This window comes from Novosphingobium organovorum (genome assembly GCF_022832435.1).
GTDB lineage: Bacteria > Pseudomonadota > Alphaproteobacteria > Sphingomonadales > Sphingomonadaceae > Novosphingobium > Novosphingobium organovorum.
This window is the reverse complement of record NZ_JALHLF010000058.1, coordinates 1-23051: the sequence shown is the minus strand read 5'-3', so window position 1 is coordinate 23051 and position 23051 is coordinate 1. Positions and strand designations below refer to the sequence as shown.

At 67.6% G+C, this 23051-nt stretch carries 22 protein-coding genes and 1 pseudogene; 10 read left to right on the top strand and 13 right to left on the bottom strand.

All coding sequences use genetic code 11. From position 1 onward, the window contains the following. Window positions 1-256: 256 nt before the first annotated feature. The gene (hisD, locus tag MTR62_RS13695) at window positions 257-1588 is read right to left on the bottom strand and encodes a histidinol dehydrogenase (protein ID WP_244021809.1); all 1332 of its coding nucleotides are present in this window, start codon (window positions 1586-1588) and stop codon (window positions 257-259) included. 187 nt (window positions 1589-1775) lie between these two features. Between hisD and MTR62_RS13690 the strand changes: the two genes are divergently transcribed. From MTR62_RS13690 to MTR62_RS13680, 3 genes are read left to right on the top strand one after another with little or no spacing between them, the layout of a single operon-like run. Then, window positions 1776-2720 carry a fumarylacetoacetate hydrolase family protein gene (locus tag MTR62_RS13690; protein ID WP_244021807.1) on the top strand — a complete coding sequence of 315 codons (945 nt, stop codon included), beginning with the start codon at window positions 1776-1778 and terminating at the stop codon, window positions 2718-2720. Then, entirely contained in the window at window positions 2717-3268 is a 552-nt protein-coding gene (locus tag MTR62_RS13685) for a cupin domain-containing protein (RefSeq protein ID WP_244021805.1), read from the top strand. Before MTR62_RS13690 ends, MTR62_RS13685 begins: the two co-directional genes overlap by 4 nt. Continuing rightward, window positions 3268-4017: an SDR family NAD(P)-dependent oxidoreductase gene (locus MTR62_RS13680; RefSeq protein WP_244021804.1), complete on the top strand. Its 750-nt coding sequence runs from the start codon at window positions 3268-3270 to the stop codon at window positions 4015-4017. Before MTR62_RS13685 ends, MTR62_RS13680 begins: the two co-directional genes overlap by 1 nt. 90 nt (window positions 4018-4107) lie before the next feature. Here the strand turns inward: MTR62_RS13680 and MTR62_RS13675 are convergent, their stop codons facing one another. The 5 genes from MTR62_RS13675 to ligK form a co-directional block, all read right to left on the bottom strand. After that, a complete protein-coding gene (locus MTR62_RS13675) occupies window positions 4108-4833 on the bottom strand; it encodes an SDR family NAD(P)-dependent oxidoreductase (protein WP_244021803.1) in 726 nt (241 codons plus the stop codon). Continuing rightward, window positions 4826-6034: an MFS transporter gene (locus MTR62_RS13670; RefSeq protein WP_244021802.1), complete on the bottom strand. Its 1209-nt coding sequence runs from the start codon at window positions 6032-6034 to the stop codon at window positions 4826-4828. The genes MTR62_RS13675 and MTR62_RS13670 overlap by 8 nt, the downstream gene beginning before the upstream one ends. A 346-nt stretch (window positions 6035-6380) precedes the next feature. Then, window positions 6381-7271, bottom strand: coding sequence for an amidohydrolase family protein (locus MTR62_RS13665; RefSeq protein ID WP_244021801.1), 891 nt, complete (start codon window positions 7269-7271; stop codon window positions 6381-6383). Then, complete coding sequence (locus tag MTR62_RS13660; RefSeq protein ID WP_244021799.1) at window positions 7264-8352, bottom strand: 4-oxalomesaconate tautomerase; 1089 nt, start codon at window positions 8350-8352, stop codon at window positions 7264-7266. The genes MTR62_RS13665 and MTR62_RS13660 overlap by 8 nt, the downstream gene beginning before the upstream one ends. Further along, a complete protein-coding gene (ligK, locus tag MTR62_RS13655; protein WP_244021797.1) occupies window positions 8345-9019 on the bottom strand; it encodes a 4-carboxy-4-hydroxy-2-oxoadipate aldolase/oxaloacetate decarboxylase in 675 nt (224 codons plus the stop codon). Before ligK ends, MTR62_RS13660 begins: the two co-directional genes overlap by 8 nt. 114 nt (window positions 9020-9133) lie before the next feature. Between ligK and MTR62_RS13650 the strand changes: the two genes are divergently transcribed. The 7 genes and pseudogenes from MTR62_RS13650 (at window position 9134) to MTR62_RS13620 (ending at window position 15770) form a co-directional block, all read left to right on the top strand. Then, window positions 9134-10282 (top strand): LysR family transcriptional regulator, encoded by a 1149-nt coding sequence (locus MTR62_RS13650; RefSeq protein WP_244021795.1) that lies wholly within the window; start codon window positions 9134-9136, stop codon window positions 10280-10282. Between the two features lie 86 nt (window positions 10283-10368). After that, complete coding sequence (locus MTR62_RS13645) at window positions 10369-11226, top strand: NAD(P)-dependent oxidoreductase (protein WP_244021794.1); 858 nt, start codon at window positions 10369-10371, stop codon at window positions 11224-11226. Window positions 11227-11229: 3 nt separating this feature from the next. Continuing rightward, window positions 11230-12255: an amidohydrolase family protein gene (locus MTR62_RS13640; RefSeq protein ID WP_244021792.1), complete on the top strand. Its 1026-nt coding sequence runs from the start codon at window positions 11230-11232 to the stop codon at window positions 12253-12255. A 79-nt stretch (window positions 12256-12334) separates the two neighbouring features. Continuing rightward, window positions 12335-12745: a protocatechuate 4,5-dioxygenase subunit alpha gene (ligA, locus tag MTR62_RS13635; RefSeq protein ID WP_244021790.1), complete on the top strand. Its 411-nt coding sequence runs from the start codon at window positions 12335-12337 to the stop codon at window positions 12743-12745. Then, window positions 12745-13745, top strand: a pseudogene (locus tag MTR62_RS13630) (DODA-type extradiol aromatic ring-opening family dioxygenase). Before ligA ends, MTR62_RS13630 begins: the two are co-directional and overlap by 1 nt. A 79-nt stretch (window positions 13746-13824) precedes the next feature. Then, window positions 13825-14781 carry a Gfo/Idh/MocA family oxidoreductase gene (locus tag MTR62_RS13625; protein ID WP_244021788.1) on the top strand — a complete coding sequence of 319 codons (957 nt, stop codon included), beginning with the start codon at window positions 13825-13827 and terminating at the stop codon, window positions 14779-14781. Next, a complete protein-coding gene (locus tag MTR62_RS13620) occupies window positions 14778-15770 on the top strand; it encodes an aldo/keto reductase (protein ID WP_268739859.1) in 993 nt (330 codons plus the stop codon). Before MTR62_RS13625 ends, MTR62_RS13620 begins: the two co-directional genes overlap by 4 nt. A gap of 81 nt (window positions 15771-15851) precedes the next feature. Here MTR62_RS13620 and MTR62_RS13615 read toward each other — a convergent pair whose 3' ends face one another. The 7 genes from MTR62_RS13615 to MTR62_RS13585 form a co-directional block, all read right to left on the bottom strand. Then, window positions 15852-17171: a family 1 glycosylhydrolase gene (locus tag MTR62_RS13615; RefSeq protein ID WP_407672686.1), complete on the bottom strand. Its 1320-nt coding sequence runs from the start codon at window positions 17169-17171 to the stop codon at window positions 15852-15854. Further along, a complete protein-coding gene (locus MTR62_RS13610; protein ID WP_244021786.1) occupies window positions 17161-18039 on the bottom strand; it encodes an alpha/beta hydrolase in 879 nt (292 codons plus the stop codon). Before MTR62_RS13610 ends, MTR62_RS13615 begins: the two co-directional genes overlap by 11 nt. Then, window positions 18036-18623 (bottom strand): hypothetical protein, encoded by a 588-nt coding sequence (locus MTR62_RS13605; protein ID WP_244021784.1) that lies wholly within the window; start codon window positions 18621-18623, stop codon window positions 18036-18038. Before MTR62_RS13605 ends, MTR62_RS13610 begins: the two co-directional genes overlap by 4 nt. Beyond that, window positions 18610-20847, bottom strand: coding sequence for a TonB-dependent receptor (locus MTR62_RS13600; protein ID WP_244021782.1), 2238 nt, complete (start codon window positions 20845-20847; stop codon window positions 18610-18612). Before MTR62_RS13600 ends, MTR62_RS13605 begins: the two co-directional genes overlap by 14 nt. A gap of 67 nt (window positions 20848-20914) precedes the next feature. Then, on the bottom strand, window positions 20915-21745 hold the full coding sequence (locus MTR62_RS13595) for a fumarylacetoacetate hydrolase family protein (protein WP_244021779.1): 831 nt from the start codon (window positions 21743-21745) through the stop codon (window positions 20915-20917). 58 nt (window positions 21746-21803) lie between these two features. Further along, on the bottom strand, window positions 21804-22694 hold the full coding sequence (locus MTR62_RS13590) for a VOC family protein (RefSeq protein ID WP_244021811.1): 891 nt from the start codon (window positions 22692-22694) through the stop codon (window positions 21804-21806). A 2-nt stretch (window positions 22695-22696) separates the two neighbouring features. Beyond that, window positions 22697-23051: GlcG/HbpS family heme-binding protein (locus MTR62_RS13585; RefSeq protein ID WP_244021777.1), on the bottom strand; the 355-nt coding region annotated here is incomplete at its 5' end.

Below are 23051 nucleotides of genomic sequence, written 5' to 3'. Positions count from 1 at the left end.
TCGGCCAGCGCGGCGGCGGCGGCAAGGCCGATCCCGCGCCCGGCGCCAGTCACCAGCGCGCGCCGTCCGTCAAGGCGCAGGCTCGGGGTCGAAGGCAGGGTCATGGCGTATCCTCTCGTCATCGTGTCGCATCGTCACCGGCGCCATCGCCCCTTTGTCGCAGGGCCTTCGAGACGCCGCAGGCCGGACCTTCCCGCGAGGGAGAGGCCCGGCCCTGCCGCACCCTTCTGGCCGGGTGCAGCCTTGCTGGTGTGGCTTACGCCGCGGTCTCGGGCGTGGGCTCGGCCTGCCCGGCGTAAGGCACATCGCGGTGGCCGAAGCGGCGCACGCGGATGTTGGCCTGCTCGCCGTGCCCGGCAAAGCCTTCGAGCGCGCACAGACGCGAGCAGTATTCGCCGATCAGCGCCGAGGCCGCGTCGCTCTCGACCCGCTGGTAGGTGCAGGTCTTGAGGAACTTGCCGACCCACAGGCCGCCGGTGTAGCGCGCCGCCTTCTTGGTAGGCAGCGTGTGGTTGGTGCCGATGACCTTGTCGCCATAGGCGACGTTGGTGCGGCTGCCCAGGAACAGCGCGCCGTAGTTGGTCATGTTGTCGAGGAAGTAGCTGGGATCGGCGGTCATCACCTGGACGTGCTCGGAGGCGATCTCGTCGGCGACTTCGACCATCTCCTCGTAGCTGTCGGCGACGATCACCTCGCCGAAAGTCTCCCACGCCTTGCGCGCGTGGTCGGCGGTGGGCAGGATCTGCAGCAGGCGCTCGATCTCGGCCATGGTCTCGCGCGCGAACTTCTCCGAGTTGGTGAGCAGCACGCCGGGGCTGTCGGGGCCATGCTCGACCTGGCCCAGGATGTCGGTCGCGGCGATCTCGGGATCACAGCCGATCGCGTCGGCAATGACCAGCGTCTCGGTGGGACCGGCGAAAAGATCGATGCCCACGCGGCCGTAGAGCTGGCGCTTGGCTTCGGCGACGAAGGCGTTGCCCGGCCCCACGATGATGTCCACCGGATCGATCGAGGCGGTGCCGATGGCCATCGCGCCGACCGCCTGGATACCGCCCAGCGCGTAGATCGCATCCGCGCCCGCAAGCGCCTGCGCGGCGACGATGGCGCGCGCGGGCTGGCCCTGGAACGGCGGCGCGCACGTGACGACACGCTTCACGCCCGCGACCTTGGCGGTAATCACCGACATGTGCGCACCGGCGAGCAACGGGTACTTGCCGCCCGGAACGTAGCAGCCGGCCGAACCGAGCGGGATGTTCTTGTGGCCCAGCACCACGCCGGGCAGCGTCTCGACCTCGACGTCGAGCATGGATTCGCGCTGGACCTGCGCGAAGTTGCGCACCTGGGCCTGCGCGAACTCGATGTCCTTGCGTTCCTGCGCGCTCAGGCTGTCGACGCAGGCGTCGATCTCGGCCTGGGTCAGCCGGTAGTCATCGCGGTCCCACTTGTCGAAATTGATCGACATCTCGCGCACCGCCGCATCGCCGCGCGCCTCGATGTCGGCCAGCGCCGCTTCCACGATGTCGCGCACCTTGCGATCCGCATCCCGCTTCGCTTCTGCCGTCGCCCCTCGCTTGAGCCACTGCGCCATTTCGTATTTCTCCCGTAAACACTGCGTCACATCACATGAGCTGGCACTAGCGCCGGATGGGGAGGAGCCACCATCGCATGTTATCGATGGATCGCTATCGATCCTATGCCGTTGTTGTGGCCCGGAGGCTTCGCTAGCCGCAGGATCACGGCATTGCTTAGACAAGATACCGGGAGACAGACAGACCATGCGCTTGGCGACCCTCAACACCGTAACCCCCGATGGCCAGCTCATCGTCGTATCGCCCGATGGCACGCATTACGCCAAGGCCCCGATCGCGACGCTCCAGGGCGCGCTGGAAGACTGGGACGCAGCCGAGCCGCAGCTTCGCGCGATCACCGAATTTCCCGAAGCGCTCAACCTTGCCGACCTGCTCGCCCCGCTGCCGCGCGCGTGGCAGTGGCTCGACGGTTCGGTCTATCCCAGCCACGGCGCGCTGATGGACAAGGCGCTGGGGATCGAGCCCTTCAAGCCCGACTGGCCGCCGATGTACCAGGGCGTGTCGGACACCTTCTACGCCCCGCTCGCCGATGTCCCGATGGTCGACGAAGAGCTGTTCATCGACTTCGAGGGCGAATTCGGGATCATCACCGATGCGGTTCGGGCCGGGACCCCGGCGGCCGAGGCGGGCAAGCACATCCGCCTCTTGGTGCAGATCAACGACTGGTCGCTCAGGAAGCTCGCCGGTCCCGAGATGAAATCGGGCTTTGGCTGGATTCAGGCCAAGCCGCCGTGTGGCATGGCGCCCTTTGCGATCACCCCCGATGAACTGGGCGAGGCCTGGGACGAGCACCAGATCGCCGCGAACCTGCGCGTCGAGTGGAACGGCAAGCCGTTCGGCAACGCCTTTGGCAAGGCGATGAGCCACGGCTTCGACCAGCTCGTCGCCCACGCCGCGCGCACGCGCAACCTGGTTGCGGGCACGGTGATCGGCTCGGGCACGGTCTCGAACGAGACCTACCGCGAAGTCGGCTCCTCGTGCATCGCCGAGCGGCGCGGGATCGAAGTCGTCGACACCGGCAGCCCGATCACCCAGTTCATGAAGTACGGCGACACGGTGCGCATGGAAGCCCACCTGCCCGACGGCCGCGCGCCGTTCGGCGCCCTCGAGCAGAAGGTAGTCAAGGCATGAGCGATACCGTCCTTTCCGATTCGGGCCTGCCCGGCGTCCAGCGCGTGGTCACCGGCCACGACGAGAACGGCCGCGCCCGCTTTCGCAGCGAAGACATCTCCGCGCCAAAGATGGTCGCCTCGGGCGACGCCGCGATGCTCACCATCTGGACCACCGAGACGGTCCCGGCCGACAACAACGACGAGACCGACGGGCGCGAGCGCCCGGCGGGCACCACGCTCAACGGCGGCTCGGTGATCCGCATCGTCGACATGCTGCCGCGCGCGCAAAGCCCGATGCACCGCACCAATTCGATCGACTACGGCATCGTGCTCAAGGGCGCGATCGAGCTGGAACTGGAAGACGGCGTCAAGAAGATCATCAACGAAGGCGGGATCATCGTCCAGCGCGGCACCAACCACCTGTGGCGCAACCCCACCGACGACGTGACGCGCATCGCCTTCATCCTGATCGAGGCCCCCGCCTACCTCCACAACGGCGTGCCGCTGGACGAAGCCAAGCCAGAACAGGTCGACGCGCGCTACAATGCGGCCAACGCCGACCATTGATGTTCGATCTTTCGGGCAAGAGCGCGATCGTCACCGGTTCCACGCGCGGGATCGGTCGCGCGGTAGCCCAAGGGCTCATCGCGCAGGGCGCGCGCGTGGTGATTTCGAGCGAGGACGCAGCGGACACCGCGCGCGTCGCGGCCGAGCTGGGCATGCCCGGCCAGGCCTGCGACGTGACCGACGAGGCCGCGCTCGACGCGCTGGTGGCGCGCGCCGAGGCGGAATTGGGCGGGCTCGACATCCTGGTCTGCAACGCCGGGATCACCGGCAAGCCCGGCCCCTTCGCCGAGCTCGACATGGCGGATTACGCGCGCGTGCTGGCGATCAATCTCACCAGCCAGGTCAGCCTGTGCAACCGCGCGCTGCCACGCATCGCCGCGCGCGGGGGCGGCAGCGTGATCCTGATTTCCAGCCTTTCAGGCCTGCGCGGCAACGGCCGGATCAACGCCTACGCGCTGTCCAAGGCCGGGGTCGCACAGCTGGCGCGCAATCTCGCGGTCGAGTGGGGCCCCAAGGGCGTTCGGGTCAACGCGATCGCGCCCGGCTTCATCGCCACCGAACTCTCCGCCCCCTTGCTCGCCGACGAGGCGTTCATGGCCCGGCGCATGGCCATGACCCCGCTGCGCCGCCCCGGCACTCCCGAGGAAATCGCGGGCACCGCGGTGTTCCTCGCCTCGCCTGCGGGCGGTTTTGTGACCGGCCAGAACCTCGTCGTCGACGGCGGCACGCTGATTACCGACGGCAGCTAAGGCAGCCTGCAGCCAGCCAAACAAAAAGAGCCCGTCCAGCGCCATGCCGGACGGGCCCTATTCGTTTGGCGCTTTCGAGCGCTCAGCCTCTCACCAGGCCGTTGCCCCGGCATCGACCGAGATGTCCGAGCCCGTGACGTAGCGGCTCTCCGAACTGGCGAGCCAGGTTGCGCACCAGGCGATGTCCTCGGGCTCGCCCAGGATCTTGAGCATGTTCTTGGCCAGCACCTGGCGTTCGAGCGCGGGCTCGGCCTCGAGGTGGCGCAGGGTCGCGGCGGTCTTGATGAAACCGGGCGCGATGGTGTTGGCGCGAATGCCGTGTTCGGCGCCTTCCATCGCCAGCTGGCGGGTGAGCGCGAGCACCCCGCCCTTTCCCGCGCAATGCGCGAGCGCGGCCGACCCTTCGAGCGCATGGTGCGCGTTGGCCGAGGCGAAGTTGATGACGCTGGCCCCGAAGCCCGCCGATCCGCTCTTCTTGAGGAACGGCCAGGCCGCGCGGGTGGGCAGGAACACGATGTCCAGCTCGCCCGTCAGCGTGGTCTTCCACTGCGCATAGGTCATCTCCTCGATCCACGCGAAGTGGGCAAAGGCGGCCGCGTTGACGAGAATGTCGATGCGGCCATGCTCGGCCCCGATCGCGGCGAAGAGCGCGTTGGTCGCCGCCTCGTCGGTGAGGTCGCAGGCGTGGTCGGCCCCGGCGCGGTCGACGCCGATAACCCTCGCCCCTTCCGCACGGAAAATCCGCGCAATCCCCTCACCGATACCGTTGCTGGCCCCGGTAACGACCGCGATGCGGCCCGCGAGGCGCTCAGCCATGCGCCTTGGCGCCCTTTACCGCAGGCTCGCTCGCGGCGCTGACGCCGCGCGTGCGCCCGGCGAAGAGCGCGATCAGCACCCCGCCCAGCGCCCCGACCGAAAGCACCATGAAGGCGCCCAGCAGCCCGCCGCTCTTGCTGCCTGCGTAGGTCACCACGACCGGCGAGAGGAACTGCCCGAAGGCGAAGGCCGACTGCCAGAAGCCCGTGCCACGGCCGCGGAACTCGAACTTGAGGATCGACATCGACCACACCAGCAGCGTAGGCAGCAGCAGCCCCGCGCCAACCTGGTTGATGAAGCAGCCGACGAGGAAGCCCGCCACCGCGCCCGCCTTGCCCATCAGCGCGAAGCCGATCGCGAGCAGGGCGAATTCGAGCAGCAGCAGGCGCCCGACCGGCCACTTCGAGCCGAGCCGCGAGTAGAAGAAGGTGCCCAGCGGCACGCCCACGCTGGCGATCGCGGTGAGCAGCCCGCGCTCGCCCGGATTGGCGATGCCCAGCGCCGCCAGCCCGCTCGGCGCCTGGATCTGCACGGTGTAGAAGAAGATCGAGCCGTAGATCGTGATGCCCACGATCATCGCCATCGTCGCCCAGGGGAAGCCTTCCCACGAGAAATTGTGCGGCGCGTGCTCGGCCTCGTCATCGGGGTGCGCGTCGTTCTGCGGCTCCCAGGTGAACTTGAACACCAGCGCGAACATGACCAGCGCCGAGATGTAGACCCAGAACGGCGTCTGCCAGCCGAAATTGCCCAGGAACCCGCCCACGACCATGAACAGCAGCGCCGACATCGAGGCGAACGCGGTCTGCCCGGCGAGCCACGTGTCGCGGCTCGCGCCCTTGTAATAGTCGCCGATCATCGTGGTCGAGAGCACATAGATCAGCGCCTCGGCCACGCCCACGCCGATACGCGAGATGAGGATATGGGTGAGGTCGGTGAGGAACACCGGCGCCACGCCCACCACCGCGTAAAGGAAGAACGAGAACAGCAGCAACCGGCGCCGCCCGAAGTAGTCCCCCAGCATGCCCGCCAGCGGGCACAGGAAGGCCACGCACAGCGAGGGCAGCGTGAGGATCATCGGCACCCAGTATTCGTGATTGGGTACGTCGGCGAACTGCGCCATCAGATTGGGCATGATCGGCGTCAGCAGCACGATCGCCATCGTCGTCAAGGTGATTGGAAACAACAAGGAAACACCGGTCATAAATCCGGCTTCATGATGGCGCGACATTCTCTCTCCCTTTTCCTTCACGTGGCCAGCCACACGACCTGATGTCGCACGAGCGGTCCTGAGGCTCCGGGCGGGACTGTCAGGCCGGGGGCAGTCTCGTGTCCAATCAATTTCTTGGGATCGCGCCCATCCATCCGCTGGCGCCGAGATATTCTTGACCGCCAAAATCGCCGATTACCGCGGCTGTCGCGCACCGCGACCATTGCACGCGCGTGCAGAAAGGCCGCCAAGGTATAGCGCTTATACGCGAAAGACCCCGCCAGCCGCAGGGCCGACGGGGTCTTTCAAGCCCTTCGCGACACGCGCGAGGGGCGGCCCTTCAGAGTTCTTCGGGCCAGTAGAGTCGCATCGGGTTGGCCACCAGCAGCTTGTGCTGAAGCTCGGGCGTTGGCGCAATACGCGGGATCATGTCGACGATGTGGCCATCGTCGGCGATCTCGTCCTGCATGTTGGGGTGCGGCCAGTCGGTGCCCCACAGCACGCGGTCCTGGTAATCGGCCACCAGCGGAGCGACCGCGGCGGCGAAATTGTCCCACGGATCGCCCATGCCGCCTTCCTTGCGCGCGTCGAGACGCTCGGGACAGGTGGCCTTGAACCAGATGTCCTCACGGCTGTCGAGGAAGGAGCGGAAGGCCTTCATGTCGGCGCCGTCGGGCCCTTGCGTCACGTCGGGACGGCCCATGTGATCGATCACCAGCGGCACGGGGATGGCGTCCATGAACGGGCGCAGTTCCTCCAGGATATCGGCCTCGAAGTAGATCACCACGTGCCAGCCTTCGGGCAGGCGCGAGGCCACTTCGAGGAACTTGTCCTTGGGCGCGTTGTCGACCAGGCGCTTCAGGAAATTGAAGCGGATGCCGCGCATCCCGCCTTCGTGCAGCGCGAGCAGGTCCGCCTCCGAGATGTCCGGATCGACCACCGCGACACCGCGCGCCTTGCCACCCGACCTGGCGATGGCGTTGAGCGTCGCCGCGTTGTCGGTGCCGTGGCAGCTGGCCTGGACCACGACGTTGCGCGCAAAGCCCAGATGATCGCGCAGCGCGAAGAGCATCTCGGGGCTGGCGTCCTGCGGCAGATACTTCGCCTTGGGGCTGAACGGGAATTCGCCCATCGGGCCGAACACGTGGCAGTGCGCGTCGATCGCACCCGCAGGCGGCACGAAGACCGGCTTGCCCGGCGCGTCGTGCCAGCACTTGATACGATCAGACATAGACCTCTCCATCCATCAGTTTGCGCGCGGTGCGCAGCAGCGCGGCGCTCGTCACGGAGCCACCTTCGTCGACTTCGAGCACGCAGCTCATTTCGCCCGTCGGGTGTTCGACCGAAAGCGTCTTGCGCGCGCCTTCGGGGATCGTCGCGACTTCGGCCGCGGGCGTTCCTTCGAGCAGCGCGGCGGTCGCCACCGTCACTGCCGCGAGCACGCCCACCGTCGCGTGCGCGCGGTGCGGGATGAAGCAGCGGGTGTTGATCGCGCCGCCGTTCACCGGCGGCGAGACCAGGAACATCTTGGGGACCGACTTGTCCTTGACGTCGCCCAGGTTCATCCGCTCACCCACGGCCAGGCGGATCGCCTCGACCTTTTCCTTGAGCGCGGTGTCGGCGTCGAGTTCCTCACGGCTCTCGTAACCGGTAATGCCAAGGTCACTGGCCTTCATGACCACGCAGGGCATCCCGTTGTCGATCAGCGTGACGGCCACGCCGTTGACCTCTTCCACGCTCTTGCCGGTGGGCAGCAGCGAACCGCACATCGAGCCTGCGGTGTCGCGAAATTCGACCGGGATCGGCGCGTGGGTGCCGGGCACGCCGTCGATCGCGGCCGCGCCCTTGTAAGTCACCTTGCCGCCGGGCGTCTGCACCGTCTCGACCGCGACCTGGCCGGTGTTGACCATGTAGATCGTCACCCGCGTCTCATCGCCAGTCGGCACGACCAGCCCGCGTTCGATCGCAAAGGGGCCGATACCCGCCAGGATGTTGCCGCAGTTCTGCGCGTCGGAGACCAGCGCCTGGTCGACGAAGACCTGGAAGAAGTGGTATTCGACATCCACCCCTTCGCGCTCCGACTTCGACACCACGCCGACCTTGCTGGTCAGCGGATCGGCGCCGCCCATGCCATCGATCTGGCGCGGGTCGGGCGAGCCCATGACGCCCAGCAGGAAGGCATCACGCAGCTCCGGATCGGAGGGCAGGTCCTCCTTGAGGAAGTACGCCCCCTTGGACGTCCCTCCCCGCATCCACATGACAGGTGCGCTGTCCTGTTTGCCGCCCCGTGCGGGGGCAGGCGCCTCAGACATACTTGAGGCCTTCCTTCTCGAGGCGCTCGCGCATCTTGTACATGTCGAGGCCCAGCACGCCGGCGGCCAGCTTCTCGCGCTTTTCGCCTTCGTTGGCTTCGCGCGCGCGCGCCTTTTCGAGCACTTCGGCGGCCTTTTCACGCGGCACGCAGACCACGCCGTCGTCGTCGGCCACGATCACGTCGCCCGGATTGACCGCGCAGTTGGCGCAGACCACCGGCACGTTGACCGAACCGATCGTGTTCTTGACCGTGCCTTGCGCGTAGACCGCCTTGGACCAGACCGGGAACTGCATTTCAGTGAGGTCGCGCACGTCGCGCACACCCGCATCGATGATGAGGCCCCGGCAGCCGCGCGCCTGCGCGCTGGTGGCCAGAAGGTCGCCGAAGTAGCCGTCCTCGCACGGGGAGGTCGGCGCGAGCAGCAGCACGTCGCCTTCCTTGAGCTGTTCGATCGCGACGTGGACCATCCAGTTGTCGCCCGGAGGCGCGCTGATCGTGACGGCCGAGCCCGCGATGCGCGCGCCGGAATAGATCGGGCGCATGTAGCTGGCGAGCAGGCCGGTACGCCCCTGCGCCTCGTGGACGGTGGCCACGCCGCAGGCGGCAAGACCGTCGATCACGTCTTGATCGGCACGTTCGATGTTCTGGACGACGACACCGCTCATGGCAGCACTCCTCTTCATGGCTTATGACTTTCGTGTCCCTCACATGGGCGCGCGCAGGCCAAGGGGGAAAGAGAACTTTGGCAATCGCCATTGGTTTTGGCTAATGATGGGCGCATGGACATCTGGGAGCTGAACCTGCGCCATCTTCGCGCGGTTCTCAAAATTGCCGAATTGGGGACCGTCAGCGCGGCGACGGGCGCGGTGAACCTCAGCCAGCCCGCGATAACACAGGCGTTGGGACGGCTTGAGGCCGCGCTCGGTGTGCCGCTCTTCGAACGCCGCCACGACGGGATGGTGCCGACCAGCGCCGGAACGATCCTGCACGCCCGCATCGCCGCCGCGCTGACCCACGTGCGCAGCCCCCACGTCACCATGTCGCGCCTGCGCGCGCTGCTCGCGCTGGCCGACAGCGGCAGCTACGCTGGCGCCAGCCAGCTTACCGGGCTCTCGCTCCCCTCGATCCACCGCGCGGTCAACGACCTCGCGCTCGCGCTGCGCCGTCCGCTCGTCGCGCGGCGCGGCAAGTTCGTGGTGATGACCGAGACCGGCGCCCAGTTCGCGCGCGAGTTTCGCCTCGCGGTGGTCGAACTGGAGGCCGGGCTGTCCGAGATCGCCGCGCTGCGCGGGCACGAGACACGCCGCATCGCGATCGGCGCCATGCCGCTGTCGCGCGCGCGGGTGCTGCCCGCCGCGGTCGCCCGGTTCATGGCGCGACGCCCGCAGGTGCGCCTGACGATCGTCGAAGGCTCGCGCGCGGAACTGGTCGAGCCGCTGCGTTCGGGCGCGCTCGACGTGATGGTCGGCGCGCTGCGCAACCCGCTGGTCGAGACCGACCTCGAACAGCGCGCGCTGTTCAGCGACGTGCCGGTGTTCCTCGCCCGGCGCGGCCACCCGCTCGCCGGAACCCGGCCGGGCGCGCGCGAACTGGCGCGCTACCCGTTCTGCCTGCCCGCGCGCGGCCCCTTGCGCGACAGCTTCGACCACTACTTTCGCGAACAGGGCGAGCATCCCGCGATCCCGCTCGAATCCGGCTCGGTGATGATGATCCGCCAGATGATGATCGATTCCGACCTGCTCACCTTGCTTTCGCGCGATCAGGTCCAGGTCGAACTCGAAGCGGGGTGGCTGTGCGAGCTGGCCCGCCTGCCCGACAGCTTGCACCGGGTTATCGGCATGACGACCCGCCAGTCGCTGCGCCCGACGACGGTTCAGGAGGAGTTTTTCGCCGATCTCCTCGCCGCCGCGGGCGAGATCGAAGACTGAGCCCAATTCGCAACGATTAGACAAAGGTTATATCGGACAGCCAGTTCCGATTAGCGCCCCGCAGCGCCGGTCGGCAGGGTGGCGTCATGTCCAGTTCGCTTGCACTCATCGGCTTCGGAGAGGCCGGGTCGACTTTTGCCCGCGCCGGCGAATGGCGCGCGCGCGCCTTCGACATCGCCGCAGATCGCACCGCCGTGATGGCCGGGATCGGGGTCGAGAGCGCCCCCTCGCTGGCCGAGGTGCTGGGCGGGGCCAGCCTCGTCCTCTCGCTCGTCACCGCCGACCAGGCGCTCGCGGTCGCGCGCCAGTGCGCCGCGCTGATCGCGCCCGAAGCGCTGTTCTGCGACATGAATTCGGTCGCGCCGGGCACCAAGCGCGCCGCCGCCCAGGCCTTTGCCGCGGCAGGCAAGCGCTACGTCGACGTCGCCATCATGGCCCCGGTCAACCCCGCGCGCCTGGCCGTGCCGCTCAACATCGCCGGGCCCGATGCGGCTGAGGCGCAGGAGGCGCTCGGCGCGCTCGGCTTTCAAAAAACCGCGATCGTGGGCGAAAGCGTGGGCCGCGCCTCGGCGATCAAGCTGACCCGCTCGGTCATGGTCAAGGGGCTCGAGGCGCTGACCGCCGAGATGATGCTCGCGGCCGAGGCCGAGGGCGTCGCCGAGGAAGTGCTCGCCTCGCTCGACGCCAGCGAGAAGCGCGATTCCTGGTTCGAGCGCGCCGATTACAATCTCGATCGCATGCTGGTCCACGGCCGGCGTCGCTCGGCCGAGATGGCCGAGGCCGCCGCGATGCTGCGGGACCTGGGCATCGAACCGCTGATGACCGATGGCACCGTGCGCCGCCAGCAGGAGCTGGGCGAACTGGCCATCAACCCGCCCCCGTCCGGTTTCCCGGCCAAGCTGGCCGCGATCCACACTTCGCAGACATCCAAGGGAGAGAACTGAGCCATGTCGCTCGTGATTGACTGCCACGGCCACTACACCGTCCTGCCCAAGGGCCACGACGCCTGGCGCGAGGAGCAGAAGGCCGCCTTCAAGGCTGGCACCACGCCCCCGCCCTACCCCGAGATCACCGACGCGGAAATCCGCCAGACGATCGAGGACAACCAGCTCAAGCTGATCAAGGAACGCGGCGCGGATCTGACGATCTTCTCCCCGCGCGCCTCGGCGATGGCGCACCACGTCGGCGATCAGGCGGTCTCGGCCGAATGGGCGATGCGCTGCAACGACCTGATCTACCGCGTGACGCAGATGTTCCCCGAAACCTTCGCGGGCGTGTGCATGCTGCCGCAGAGCCCCAAGGCGGACCTCTCCGCCTCGGTCAAGGAACTGCGGCGCTGCGTCGAGGAACTGGGCTTCATCGGCTGCAACCTCAACCCCGATCCGGGCGGCGGCCACTTCGAACATCCGCCGCTGACCGACGAGTACTGGTTCCCCATCTATGAAGCGATGTGCGAACTGGACGTGCCCGCGATGATCCACGTCTCGGGCTCGTGCAATCCCGCGATGCACGCCACCGGCGGCTTCTACCTCGCGGCCGATACCGTCGCCTTCATGCAGCTCATGCAGGGCGACCTGTTTGCCAAGTTCCCGAACCTGCGCTTCATCATCCCGCACGGCGGCGGCGCGGTGCCCTACCACTGGGGCCGCTACCGGGGCCTGGCGGACATGCTCAAGAAGCCCAGCCTCGACGAATACATCATGAACAACGTGTTTTTCGACACCTGCGTCTACCACCAGCCGGGGATCAACCTGCTGGCCGACGTGATCGACAACAAGAACATCCTGTTCGGCTCGGAAATGGTCGGCGCGGTGCGCGGCATCGATCCCCAGACGGGCTTCTATTTCGACGACACCAAGCGCTATGTCGACGCGCTCGACATCACCGACGCGGAACGCCACGCGATCTTCGAGGGCAACGTGCGCAAGGTCTTCCCGCGCCTCGACGCCCAGCTCAAGGCGCGCGGTCTCTGATAACCCGGCGCGCGGCCCGGAACCCCGCCAACCGGGGCATCGACCGCGCGCCCAACCGGACCCAGAGGGAGAGTTTACCATGGCCGGCCCCAAGGACATCCACGAGTATCTCGCGGACTTCGACGACATTCCGGGCACGCGCGTCTACACCGCGCAACGCGCCCGCCAGGGCTATCACCTCAACCAGTTCGCGATGAGCCTGATGAAGCCCGAAAACCGCCAGCGCTGGCTGGCCGACGAACGCGCCTACATCGACGAATGGCCGATGACCGAGGACCAGAAACAGGCCGTGCTCGACCGCGACTACAACCGCCTGCTCGACCTTGGCGGCAACATCTATTTCATGGCCAAGGTCTTTTCGACCGATGGCCTCTCCTTCGTGCAGGCGGTCTCGACGATGACCGGCATGAGCGTGCCCGAATACCAGGCCATGATGATGGCTGGCGGCCGTTCGCCCGAAGGGGTTCGTTCGATCCGGGAGAAGCGTTGATGGCCCGTATTACCGCCGGTGTCGGCTGTAGCCACATTCCGGTCCTGGGCTTTGCCTTCGACCACAACAAGGAAGGCGAGGACTACTTCAAGCCCGCCTTCGACGGGTTCGACTGGACCCGCCAGTGGATGAAGGACGAAAAGCCCGACGTCGTGATCCTGGTCTACAACGACCACGCCTCGGCGTTCGACATGAAGATCATCCCGACCTTCGCGATCGGCTGCGGCGAAAGCTACACCCCCGCCGACGAAGGCTTCGGCGCGCGCCCCGTGCCGGTGGTCGAAGGCCACCCCGACCTTGCCTGGCACGTCGCGCAGAGCCTCATCCTCGACGAATTCGACATGACCATCATCAACGAGATGGAAGTCGACCACGGGCTTACCGTGCCGCTCTCGATGATGTTCGGCCACGTCGATGCCTGGCCGTGCAAGATCATCCCGCTCGCGGTCAACGTCGTCACTNAGTCGACCACGGGCTTACCGTGCCGCTCTCGATGATGTTCGGCCACGTCGATGCCTGGCCGTGCAAGATCATCCCGCTCGCGGTCAACGTCGTCACTTATCCGCCGCCCTCGGGCAACCGCTGCTGGGCGCTGGGCGAGGCGATCGCGCGCGCGGTCGCCAGCTTCCCCGAGGACCTCAACGTCCAGGTCTGGGGCACGGGCGGCATGAGCCACCAGCTCCAGGGCCCGCGCGCGGGGCTCATCAACTGCGACTGGGACAACATGTTCCTCGACAAGCTCATCGGCGAGACCGACGAGCTGCGCCAGATCCCGCACATCGAATACCTGCGCGAGACCGGCTCGGAAGGGATCGAGATGGTCATGTGGCTGATCATGCGCGGCGCGCTGGGCAAGAGCACGAAATGCCTGCACCGGCACTACCACGTGCCGGTCAGCAACACCGCGCTCGGCCACATCGTGCTCGAACCGGTGGATGGCTCGGTACCGCCCAGCACCACGCTCGAAGGCACCAACGCGGCCGCCCAGGGCGCCATCTGAAATCCGCAAGCGGGGCGTTTGCGGGAACAAACCCGGCGGCGCCCCGCTCACTTGCCAGAACACACCAAGGAGTTTCCCCATGCGTATCGCTCTCGTAGGCGCCGGTGCTTTCGGTGAAAAGCATCTCGACGGCCTCAGGAACATCGACGGCGTCGAAATCGCCTCGGTCATCTCGCGCAACGCCGACCAGGCCGCCGAAGTCGCTGCCAAGTACGGCGCGCCCCACTCGGGCACCGACCTTGCCGACGTGCTCGCGATGCCCGACGTCGACGCCGTGATCCTGTGCACCCCCACCCAGATGCACGCCGAGCAGGCGATCGCCTGCATGAACGCGGGCAAGCACGTCCAGGTCGAGATCCCGCTGTCGGACAGCTGGGCCGATGCCGAGGCGGTCGTCGCCAAGCAGCAGGAAACCGGCCTCGTCTGCATGGTCGGCCACACCCGCCGCTTCAACCCCTCGCACCAGTACGTGCACAACAAGATTCAGGCTGGCGAATTCAACGTCCAGCAGATGGACGTGCAGACCTACTTCTTCCGCCGCAAGAACATGAACGCCAAGGGCCAGCCGCGGTCGTGGACCGACCACCTGCTGTGGCACCACGCCGCGCACACCATCGACCTGTTCGCCTACCAGTCGGGCAAGATCGTCGCGGCCAACGTCCTGCAGGGGCCCAAGCACCCGGAGCTGGGCATCGCGATGGACATGTCGATCCAGCTCAAGGCCGAGACCGGCGCGATCTGCACGCTCTCGCTCTCGTTCAACAACAACGGTCCGCTCGGCACCTTCTTCCGCTACATCGGCGACAGCGAGACCTACATCGCGCGCTACGACGATCTGGTGAACGGGCGCGAGGAAGCGATCGACCTCACCGGGGTCACCGTCTCGAACAACGGCATCGAACTGCAGGACCGCGAATTCGTCGCCGCGATCCGCGAAGGCCGCGAGCCCAACTCGTCGGTCGGCAAGGTGCTTGACTGCTACCGCGTGATCGGCGAACTCGCCACCAGTCTGGAACAACAGGACGGCTGGTCTTGACCACTACCCGCACGATTGACGGCAAGGCGCTGAACCCGGTCGGGCTCGGCTGCATGAACGTGGCCTGGGCCTATGGCAATCCGCCCGAAAGGGCGGATGCCGAGGCCCTGTTCCGCCACGCGCTCGACACCGGCTGCAACCACTTCGACACCGCCAACATCTACGGCAAGGGCGTCTCGGAAGAAATTCTGGGCGCCGCGATCATGGACCGTCGCGCGGAATTCTTCCTCGCCACCAAGACCGGGATCATCGTCGATGGCGCGCGGCGCGGGATCGATTGCAGCCCCGAGGCGATCACCGCCTCGATCGAGGGCAGCCTCACGCGGCTGGGCACCGATCACGTCGATCTGTTCTACATGCACCGCTACGACCCCAAGATCCCCGTGGCCGATTGCGTGGGCGCGATGGCCCGCCTGATCGAGGCGGGCAAGATCAGGGCCTATGGCGTGTCCGAATGGTCCGCCGCGCATATCCGCGAGGCCCATGCGGTGCACCCGATGGCCGCGGTCCAGACCGAATATTCGCTCTGGACGCGCAACGTCGAACTGGGCGTGCTCGACACCACGAAGGAGCTGGGCATCGCGCTCGTCGCCTTCTCGCCGGTCGCGCGCGGGGCTCTGGGCGGGGAACTCAAAGATCCCGCCACCCTGACCGACAAGGACCTGCGGCGCAGCCACCCGCGCTTCCTGCCCGAGAACTGGCCGAGCAATCTCAGCCTGATCGAGCGCTTCAACGCGCTGGCGGCCGAAGCAGGCGTCGCGCCCGCGCAGCTCGCGCTCGCCTGGGTGCTGGCGCAAGGCAGCCATGTCCACGCCATCCCCGGCACCCGCTCGATCGCCCACTTCGACGAGAACAACGCGGCCGCCGCGCTGAACCTGCCCGCCGACGTGCTGGCCCGCGCGGGTGATCTCATCAACCAGCACAGCGTCACCGGCCACCGCTATCCCGAAGGGATGCGCGGCACGATCGACACCGAAGACTACGTCTGAACCGGCCCCCTTCGCGCAGGGCCCCCGGTTCGACCAGCGAAAAGCCCTCCCGTTCCCCCGCGAACGGGAGGGCTTTTCGGATCACACCGCGTTGGCGCGGGCGATCGCGCCAAGCACCGAGGCGCTCGGCTTGGGCGTGCGTTCGAAGGTCTCTCGGTTGACCGTGCACAGGCCGAAATGCGGCTTGTAGCCAAAGATCCACTCGAAATTGTCGAGCAGCGACCAGTGGACGTAGCCGAGCACCGGCACGCCATCGTCCATCGCGGCGTGCAGGTGTTGAAGCGCGGCGGGAATGAAGCGCGCGCGCAAGGTGTCGTCGTCGGTGCCAACGCCGTGCTCGGACACCAGGATCGGCAGCCCGGTCGCCTCGTGGACGTAGCGCACCGCGCCCGCCAGCGAGGGCGCCCAGACTTCGGTGCCCGACCAGTTGAGATCCGCGCCCTCGGGCGGCGGAAGGTGGCCTTGCGCGTTCCACACCGCGCGCTCGTAGTTCTGCACGCCGACGAAATCGTCGCCCTTCACCGCCTCGAGCCAGGCCCCGTAGCGCTCGGCGCGCACGGTGTCGCGCAGCGAATCCTTGCCCGAAGCCTGCTCGTCGGCGACCGAGAGCGTGACCCCCACCGGAAGATCGGGGCATACCGCCTTGATCGCGGCGCGCGCCTCGCGGTGGCCTTTGAGCATTCCCTGGGTGAGCGCGGGCAGGTCCGAACGCCGCGCGACATTGGCCGTCACCATGCGCGGCACGCCGAGCCTGGCCGAAGCCGCATCGAGGCAGGCGGCCTGCATGTCCCACACCGGCGGGGGCAGCATCCGTTCGAGCATGAGCAGGATGTTGGGTTCGTTGAGCGTCATCGCCATCGCGATGTCGGCCCCGAAGGCGCGCGCGACCTTGTCGCAATAGCGCGCGAAGAGCGCGGGCGCATCGGCGTGGGTCCAGCCGCCCTGCGCGCTGAACCACAAGGGCGCGACGAAGTGGTTGAAGGTCACCAGCGGCTTCAGCCCGCGCGCGTGGCAGCCCGCGACGATCGCCTTGTAATGGTCGAGCATGGCCAGCGAGAACTGGCCCCTGACCGGCTCGATCCGCGCCCATTCGACACTGAAGCGGTAGGCGTTGAGCCCCATGGCCTGCACGATGTCGAGATCGCGCGCCCACAATTCAAAGCTGTTGCAGGCATCGCCGGAGGGTTCCATGAACACCGTGGGCTTGTTCTGTTCGAGTTGCCACAGGTCCGCACCCAGCATGTTGCCTTCGACCTGGTAACCAGCCGTCGCGCTGCCCCACACGAAGCCCTTGGGGAAGCGTGCGCGCGAACGGCCCTGCGCGGCGGCGAGGCCGGGCATAGTGGCACCGCCCAGGGTAAGGGCGCCCAGCGCCAGCGCACGGCGGCGATCAATCGTCATCGGTGGTCTCTTTCGTCAGGTGGTCGGCCAGGAAGGCTTCGAGGTCGGCGCTCAGCGTGCGGTCCGTGGTGCCCAGATGCATGGGGAGCGAATAATGCGTGTGGCCGTTGGCCAGGTGCCCCCAGTCGAGCGCGCCGCGCCGCGCCTTGCGCTCGGCCAGAAGGCCCAGCCACTCGGCCTGGAACAGCGCGGGATCGAAGTGCGCGCAGGCGATGAACAGCGGGCACTCGGTCGCCACCAGCCCCGCGCGCGGGCAGCGTTCGGCGTAACCCGCAGCGGGGCCGTAATAGCGTTCGTCGCGCGCTTCGAGCGGCTCGTAGCCGTAGAGCCCCGAAAGCAGGATCGCCGCGCGCACATCGCTCGCGTGGCTGGCGAAGCGGTCGATATAGCCTGCCACGTGGGTCGCCCCGGCCGAAGTCCCCATCAGCACGATCCGCGCCGGATCACCACCGAATTCGGCGACGTTGGCCTTGAGCCAGGCCACCGCCGCGCCGACATCCTCGGCGCCCGAAGGCCACGTGGCACCGGGCGCGAGGCGGTAGTTCATCACCGCGCCCACGAACCCCAGCCGCGCCGCCCAGCGCCCGACATGCGCATTCTGCCAGTCCTGCGGCGTCGCGCCGCCCTTGTCGCCCAGCACGAAACCGCCGCCGTGGACGAACAGCAGCACCGGGCGCGGCGGCGCGGCGTCATCCCCGGTGCGGTACAGATCGAGCCGATGGCGCGGATCGGGCCCGTAGGCACCGTCGCGCAGCAGCGGAGCGAGGCTGGCCGCCAGCGCTTCCTGCTCGAGCGCATAGATCGCACGCACCGCGCCCACCACGTCGGGGCCAAGGCGCGCGCCCAGCGCGCGGATCGCATCGTTCATCGTGTGTCTCCCTGATCGCCCCGCCCGGCAGCCTCGTCCGTTCCGACCCGCCCGGCGTAAAGCGCGATGAGCGCCGCGCGCGTCACCGCCGTGCCCAGCACCGCTCCATAGACGATCTTCAACAGCAGCGCCGGGTAGAGCGGCATCATGGCATAAGGTCCGACCAGTGCGAGCGCAAACAGCGCCCCGCCACTGGCAAGGCCGCCCAGGACGCTGAGCCCCACCGCGCGCGCAATCGCGCCCGCATCGGGTCCGGCGCCGCGGGCCAGGCGTCCCTCGCGGCGCAGCCTCGCGCGCACCACCAGCGCGGGGACGAGCGCCCCCATGAGCGCGACCATCAGCCCTTGCGGCAGAAAGTCGCGCGCGAAGTGATCGGGCGCGCCATTGGCCAGCAGCCGCGGCGTCAACCCGAACATCAGCGCGAAGAACAGCGCCGAAAGCACGCCGTTGATCGCCGCGCTCAGCGCCTGCTCGCGCGCGAGCAGGCCGGAGAAAGGCATCGCGGTGGACGTTCCGGGGTTGCCCCCGGAACCGTCGCCAGGGCGCGCACCCGACACCGCGCTGGCCGCCTCAGAAGCGGGCATCGAGCGTGATGCCGACGTTGCGGTACGACTGGGGGCCGTAGATCGCACCGATATTGGCATCGCCCGAGGGGAAGCTCGACTGCATCAGCGAGGGTTCGTGCACGTCGAACAGGTTGCGCACGAAGACCGCGACCGAATAGCGATCGTCCGCCGTGCGCAGGCCAAGCTGCCCACCGACCATCCAGTGCGGGCGGAAGGTCGTCGACGAGAGCGAGTTCTCTTCGTAGCGGATGCGCGACTTCCACACCGCATCGGCCGAGAGGAAGCCGTTGAGGCTCTGGGTCACCGGATGCTCGTACTCGCCCGAGAGGGTGAACTTGTAGCGCGGCGAATAGGCCAGCTGGGTGCCGCCGATGTCGACGCCATCGGTGCCGGTATAGTTGCTCGGGTAGGTCGCCTTGGCGTAGATGAACCCGGTGCTGAGCGAAAGTCCCTCGGTCACGTTGCCGAAGAAGTTGATCTCCGCGCCGCGCGTCTTGACCCCGTTGACGTTCTTCTGGTCGCACGAGATCACGCTCGACGAATTGATCGTGCAGCTCTGCGCCTGGAAGTTGTCGATCTTCATGTAGAACAGGCTGGCGTCGGCAACGAGGCCGCCAAACAGCGTGGTCTTGAGGCCCACTTCGTAGGAGGTCGGGATCTCGGGCAGCACGACGTAGGGGTCGCGCCCGTCGCTCGGCACCGCGATCTGGCCGCCCTTGAAGCCGCGCGAGACGGTCGTGTAGGCCATCGTGTCGAGGGCGATGTCGTACTGCGCGCCAAGGCGCCAGGACCACTCCGCCGCGTTGTAGTGGACCTGTCCGTCGGTCGCCCCGGTGGTGTCATAGGTTTCGAGCGAAAGCCGGTCGGTGGTGTAGCGCACCCCGCCGATGAGCCGGAAGGCGTCGGTCACGTGGCCGGTGAGCTGGCCGAAGAAGGCGAGCGATTCGTCGTTGATGGTGAGCGCGGGCGTATCGCTCTGCGCGACGGTATAGCCATAGTAGCGCACCGTGACCTCTTCGAGGTCGCGGGTCTGCTTCTGGCTCGAATAGAACGCGCCTGCGGTGTAGTCGATCACCCCGCCGCTTGCCGAACTGATGCGGAATTCCTGCGTGAACAGGTCGATGTGGCGGTCGATCGCGTCGTTGCGCACGTTGATCGGCAGCGTGTCGGCGCGGAACACGTCGGAGGAATTGCTATAGCCCGTCTCACCCGAGCGGCGCAGCGAGGTGATCGAGGTCAGCGTGAAGGGATCGGCCTCGTAATCGACCTGGAGCGAGCCGCCGTAGTTCTTGCTGGTCGAGGAAAAGCTGTCGTCCATGCAGTACTTCTGGTTGCCCTCGCCCACGGTGACGCCGCAGCTGGCGAGTTCCTCGGTGATGGTGTCGTCGGCCGCGACGAAAGTGAAGAAGTCCCCGCCGTCGCTCGCGCGCGAATGCGCGTAGTCCCCGATCACATTGACCGTCACTCGGTCGGTCGGCTCCCACAGGAAGCGGCCGCGCAGGCTGTAGCGGTCGTTGTCGTTGAGTTTGCCGGTCAGCGCGTTGCGGTTCACCCCCTGGCGCAGGTTCGCCACGCCCGACACGCGCAGCGCCGCATTGTCGGCGAGCGGCACGTTGACGAGGCCCTGGACCACCTGATTGCCGAACTTCGAACCCGCCGTGCCCGCGCCCGAAAGCTGGGTGCGCACGCGCGCCGAGAAGGCGTTGAAGTCGGGCGCGTTGGTGGTGATGTTGATGACACCCGCCGAAGTGGTCAGGCCGAACAGCGTGCCCTGCGGCCCCTTGAGCACTTCGACGCGCGAAATGTCGAACAGGTCCGAGATGTTCGCGTTGCCCTGGCTGACCTGGTCGACCACGACCCCCACCGCGGCGACCGCGCCGGGCGAGAAGGTCATCGTGCCGATGCCGCGGATCGAGCCGCCGCCGCCGGTGTTCTGGCCCGGCGCGGCCTGGATTTCAAGACTGGGGGCAATCCGCGCGAGGTCGTTTACGGTGTTGACCTGCTGGCGTTCGAGCTGCGCGGCGCTGGCGACGGTGATCGAGATCGGCACCTCGGTCACCTTCTCGGCGCGGCGCTGCGCGGTCACGATGATCGCGTTGGCATCATCGTTGCCCTGCGCCGCGCCCGCCTCCCCGGCCTGGCTTGCCGGGGCCGAAGCCGGGGCATCCTGGGCCAGGACAGGGGTGGCCACCGCGCCCAGCGCGATACCCGACAGCAACGCAACCTTGCGAATGGTCTTCATCGTATTTCTCCCGAAATTTTATGGTTTTTTGGTGGTTGTTGGAAGTTTTGAGGGGAAGAAGAAAGGCTTACTCGTCGATCACGGGGTTGCGCAGCGTGCCGATCACGCCCACGCTGACCTCGATCGTGTCGCCCGCCTTCATGTAGAGCGCGGGCTTGCGCTTGTCGCCGACACCGCCCGGCGTGCCCGAGGCGATGACGTCGCCGGGCTGAAGCTCCACGAAGGTCGAGCAGTAGGCGATGACCGTGGGAATATCCCAGATCATGTCGGCGATCGGCTGATCCTGCACCAGTTCGCCGTTGAGCCGGGTCTGCACGCGCTGCGCGCCCAGATCCGCGACTTCGCCCGCCGGGATCATCGCCGGGCCAAAGCCGCCCGTGCCGGGCCAGGTCTTGCCGGGGGTGAACTGGATGTTGTGGCGCTGCCAGTCGCGGATCGAACCGTCGTTGAACGGGGCATAGCCCGCGACGTGGTCCCAGGCGTTCTCGGGCGCGATGCGGCGGCCGCCCTTGCCGATGATCACCGCCAGTTCGCCTTCGTAGTCGAAGCGCTCGCTTTCGGGCGGACGGACCATCGGCGCGCCGTCGGCGATCAGGCTGTCGGCCCAGCGGGTGAAGATCGCGGGGTGTTCCTTCTGCTCGCGGCCGGTCTCGGCGACGTGGTTGGCGTAGTTCAGCCCCACGCACAGGATCTTGCCCGGATTGGGCACCACCGGCAGCAGCGTGACGGCCGCGCGCGCGAAAGTCCCGGTCGGCGCGAGCGCGGCGAGATCGCCGTCCAGCGCGTCCTTGAGAAAGGCATCGGCGCCCACCGCGCCCAGGTCGACAACGCTTTCGCCCTCGAGCCGGCCGAAGCTCGACGTACCATCGGGGCGGGTGAAACTGATGTACTTCGTCATTCTTTCTTCTCCCCTGCCGGGTCGGCTGCGGGTCGGGCCCGCAACCGCCGCGCGGCGGTCAAACGTGCAGTGGCTCGGCGTCCCACTCGCGGTGGAAGCGGAAGCGCTCCTCGGCCTGGCGCAGGCCATCGAAATCCTTGTCGGAGATCCCCCACTGGTCGATCCGGTTGGGCGGCCAGGTCCAGTCCTCGGGCGCGCCCGCGACGTAGTCCTCGGGCACTTTCTCGACCGCGGTCGAAAATTCGATCACCGGCCCGAACGGGGCGATGTAGTAGGCGTAGACATTGGCGCCCGGGCCGTGGCGCCCCGGCCCCCAGGCGGGCACCGCACCATGATCGCGCAGCCGCCCGATCCCGCGCATGACCGCATCGATGTCGGCCATCTCGAAGGCGACGTGGTTGAGGCTGGCGAACCCGGCGCGGGCAAAGGCGGTCGAATGGTGGCTGTCGTTGCAGCGCACGAAGACCATGCCCTTGGTGCGGTCCGAAACGGTGAAGCCCAGCACGTCCTCGACCGCGTGGCCGCTCGCTTCGGCATCGCTGGCGTTGAACACGACATGGGTCAGCTTCACCGGCAGGTCCGCGCCCGCGATCGGCGCGACTTCGCCCGCTCCCACCAGGAAGCGCAGCAGTTCGCCGTCGGGCAGTTCGACCACATAGCCTTCGCCGCCGCCCGGATCACTGGAGGTCACAGCGCGCGCGGGCCAACCCGCGGCGGCGACCTTCGCCGCGATCGCGGCCAGATCGTCCGCGTCGCACACGAAGGTCGTCGAGCGGACGAATTCCCGCTCCGACCGGGCAAAGGCCACGAGGTAGGGGAACGTCCCCGAGCCGCGCAGATAGTGCGTCTCGCCTTCGACCCCGGCCGGGGCCATGCCCCAGACATCGGTCATGAAAGCGGCAGCGGCCGCCGGATCGGGCAGCGCGAGTTCGATGCTGCGCAGACGAATGGTCACGAAACAGTCTCCTTGGGAAGCACCGCCGCAATTCCGGCCCTGGCGCATTGCTCGTCGCATTCACCGGTATCGCCGCTGATGCCGACCGCGCCGATCGCGCTGCCATCGGCGGCCCGGATCACCACCCCGCCCGGCGAATAGGCGATGCGCCCGTCGAGCGCGGCGCACAGGCTCTGGAAGAACGCCGGATTGCCCTGCGCGCGCTGGGCCAGCACGGCGGTGTCGGTATCCATGCCGAGCGCGCCGGTCGCCTTGGCGCGGGCGATGTCGAAGCGGAACAGGCTCGCGCCATCCTCGCGCGCGAAGGCGACCGGGTGCGCGCCCGCGTCGAGCACGACCACCGCCAGCGGC

What these genes read in the sequence shown, in the direction of transcription:
- MTR62_RS13645 (WP_244021794.1), top strand. Translation starts at nt 10,369, where the DNA reads ATGTCCAGTTCGCTTGCACTCATCGGCTTCGGAGAGGCCGGGTCGACT.
- MTR62_RS13600 (WP_244021782.1), bottom strand. Translation starts at nt 20,847, where the DNA reads ATGAAGACCATTCGCAAGGTTGCGTTGCTGTCGGGTATCGCGCTGGGC.
- ligA (WP_244021790.1), top strand. Translation starts at nt 12,335, where the DNA reads ATGGCCGGCCCCAAGGACATCCACGAGTATCTCGCGGACTTCGACGAC.
- MTR62_RS13640 (WP_244021792.1), top strand. Translation starts at nt 11,230, where the DNA reads ATGTCGCTCGTGATTGACTGCCACGGCCACTACACCGTCCTGCCCAAG.
- MTR62_RS13665 (WP_244021801.1), bottom strand. Translation starts at nt 7,271, where the DNA reads ATGTCTGATCGTATCAAGTGCTGGCACGACGCGCCGGGCAAGCCGGTC.
- MTR62_RS13680 (WP_244021804.1), top strand. Translation starts at nt 3,268, where the DNA reads ATGTTCGATCTTTCGGGCAAGAGCGCGATCGTCACCGGTTCCACGCGC.
- ligK (WP_244021797.1), bottom strand. Translation starts at nt 9,019, where the DNA reads ATGAGCGGTGTCGTCGTCCAGAACATCGAACGTGCCGATCAAGACGTG.
- MTR62_RS13660 (WP_244021799.1), bottom strand. Translation starts at nt 8,352, where the DNA reads ATGTCTGAGGCGCCTGCCCCCGCACGGGGCGGCAAACAGGACAGCGCA.
- MTR62_RS13625 (WP_244021788.1), top strand. Translation starts at nt 13,825, where the DNA reads ATGCGTATCGCTCTCGTAGGCGCCGGTGCTTTCGGTGAAAAGCATCTC.
- MTR62_RS13615 (WP_407672686.1), bottom strand. Translation starts at nt 17,171, where the DNA reads ATGACGATTGATCGCCGCCGTGCGCTGGCGCTGGGCGCCCTTACCCTG.
- MTR62_RS13685 (WP_244021805.1), top strand. Translation starts at nt 2,717, where the DNA reads ATGAGCGATACCGTCCTTTCCGATTCGGGCCTGCCCGGCGTCCAGCGC.
- MTR62_RS13595 (WP_244021779.1), bottom strand. Translation starts at nt 21,745, where the DNA reads ATGACGAAGTACATCAGTTTCACCCGCCCCGATGGTACGTCGAGCTTC.
- hisD (WP_244021809.1), bottom strand. Translation starts at nt 1,588, where the DNA reads ATGGCGCAGTGGCTCAAGCGAGGGGCGACGGCAGAAGCGAAGCGGGAT.
- MTR62_RS13670 (WP_244021802.1), bottom strand. Translation starts at nt 6,034, where the DNA reads ATGACCGGTGTTTCCTTGTTGTTTCCAATCACCTTGACGACGATGGCG.
- MTR62_RS13605 (WP_244021784.1), bottom strand. Translation starts at nt 18,623, where the DNA reads ATGCCCGCTTCTGAGGCGGCCAGCGCGGTGTCGGGTGCGCGCCCTGGC.
- MTR62_RS13690 (WP_244021807.1), top strand. Translation starts at nt 1,776, where the DNA reads ATGCGCTTGGCGACCCTCAACACCGTAACCCCCGATGGCCAGCTCATC.
- MTR62_RS13675 (WP_244021803.1), bottom strand. Translation starts at nt 4,833, where the DNA reads ATGGCTGAGCGCCTCGCGGGCCGCATCGCGGTCGTTACCGGGGCCAGC.
- MTR62_RS13650 (WP_244021795.1), top strand. Translation starts at nt 9,134, where the DNA reads ATGGACATCTGGGAGCTGAACCTGCGCCATCTTCGCGCGGTTCTCAAA.
- MTR62_RS13610 (WP_244021786.1), bottom strand. Translation starts at nt 18,039, where the DNA reads ATGAACGATGCGATCCGCGCGCTGGGCGCGCGCCTTGGCCCCGACGTG.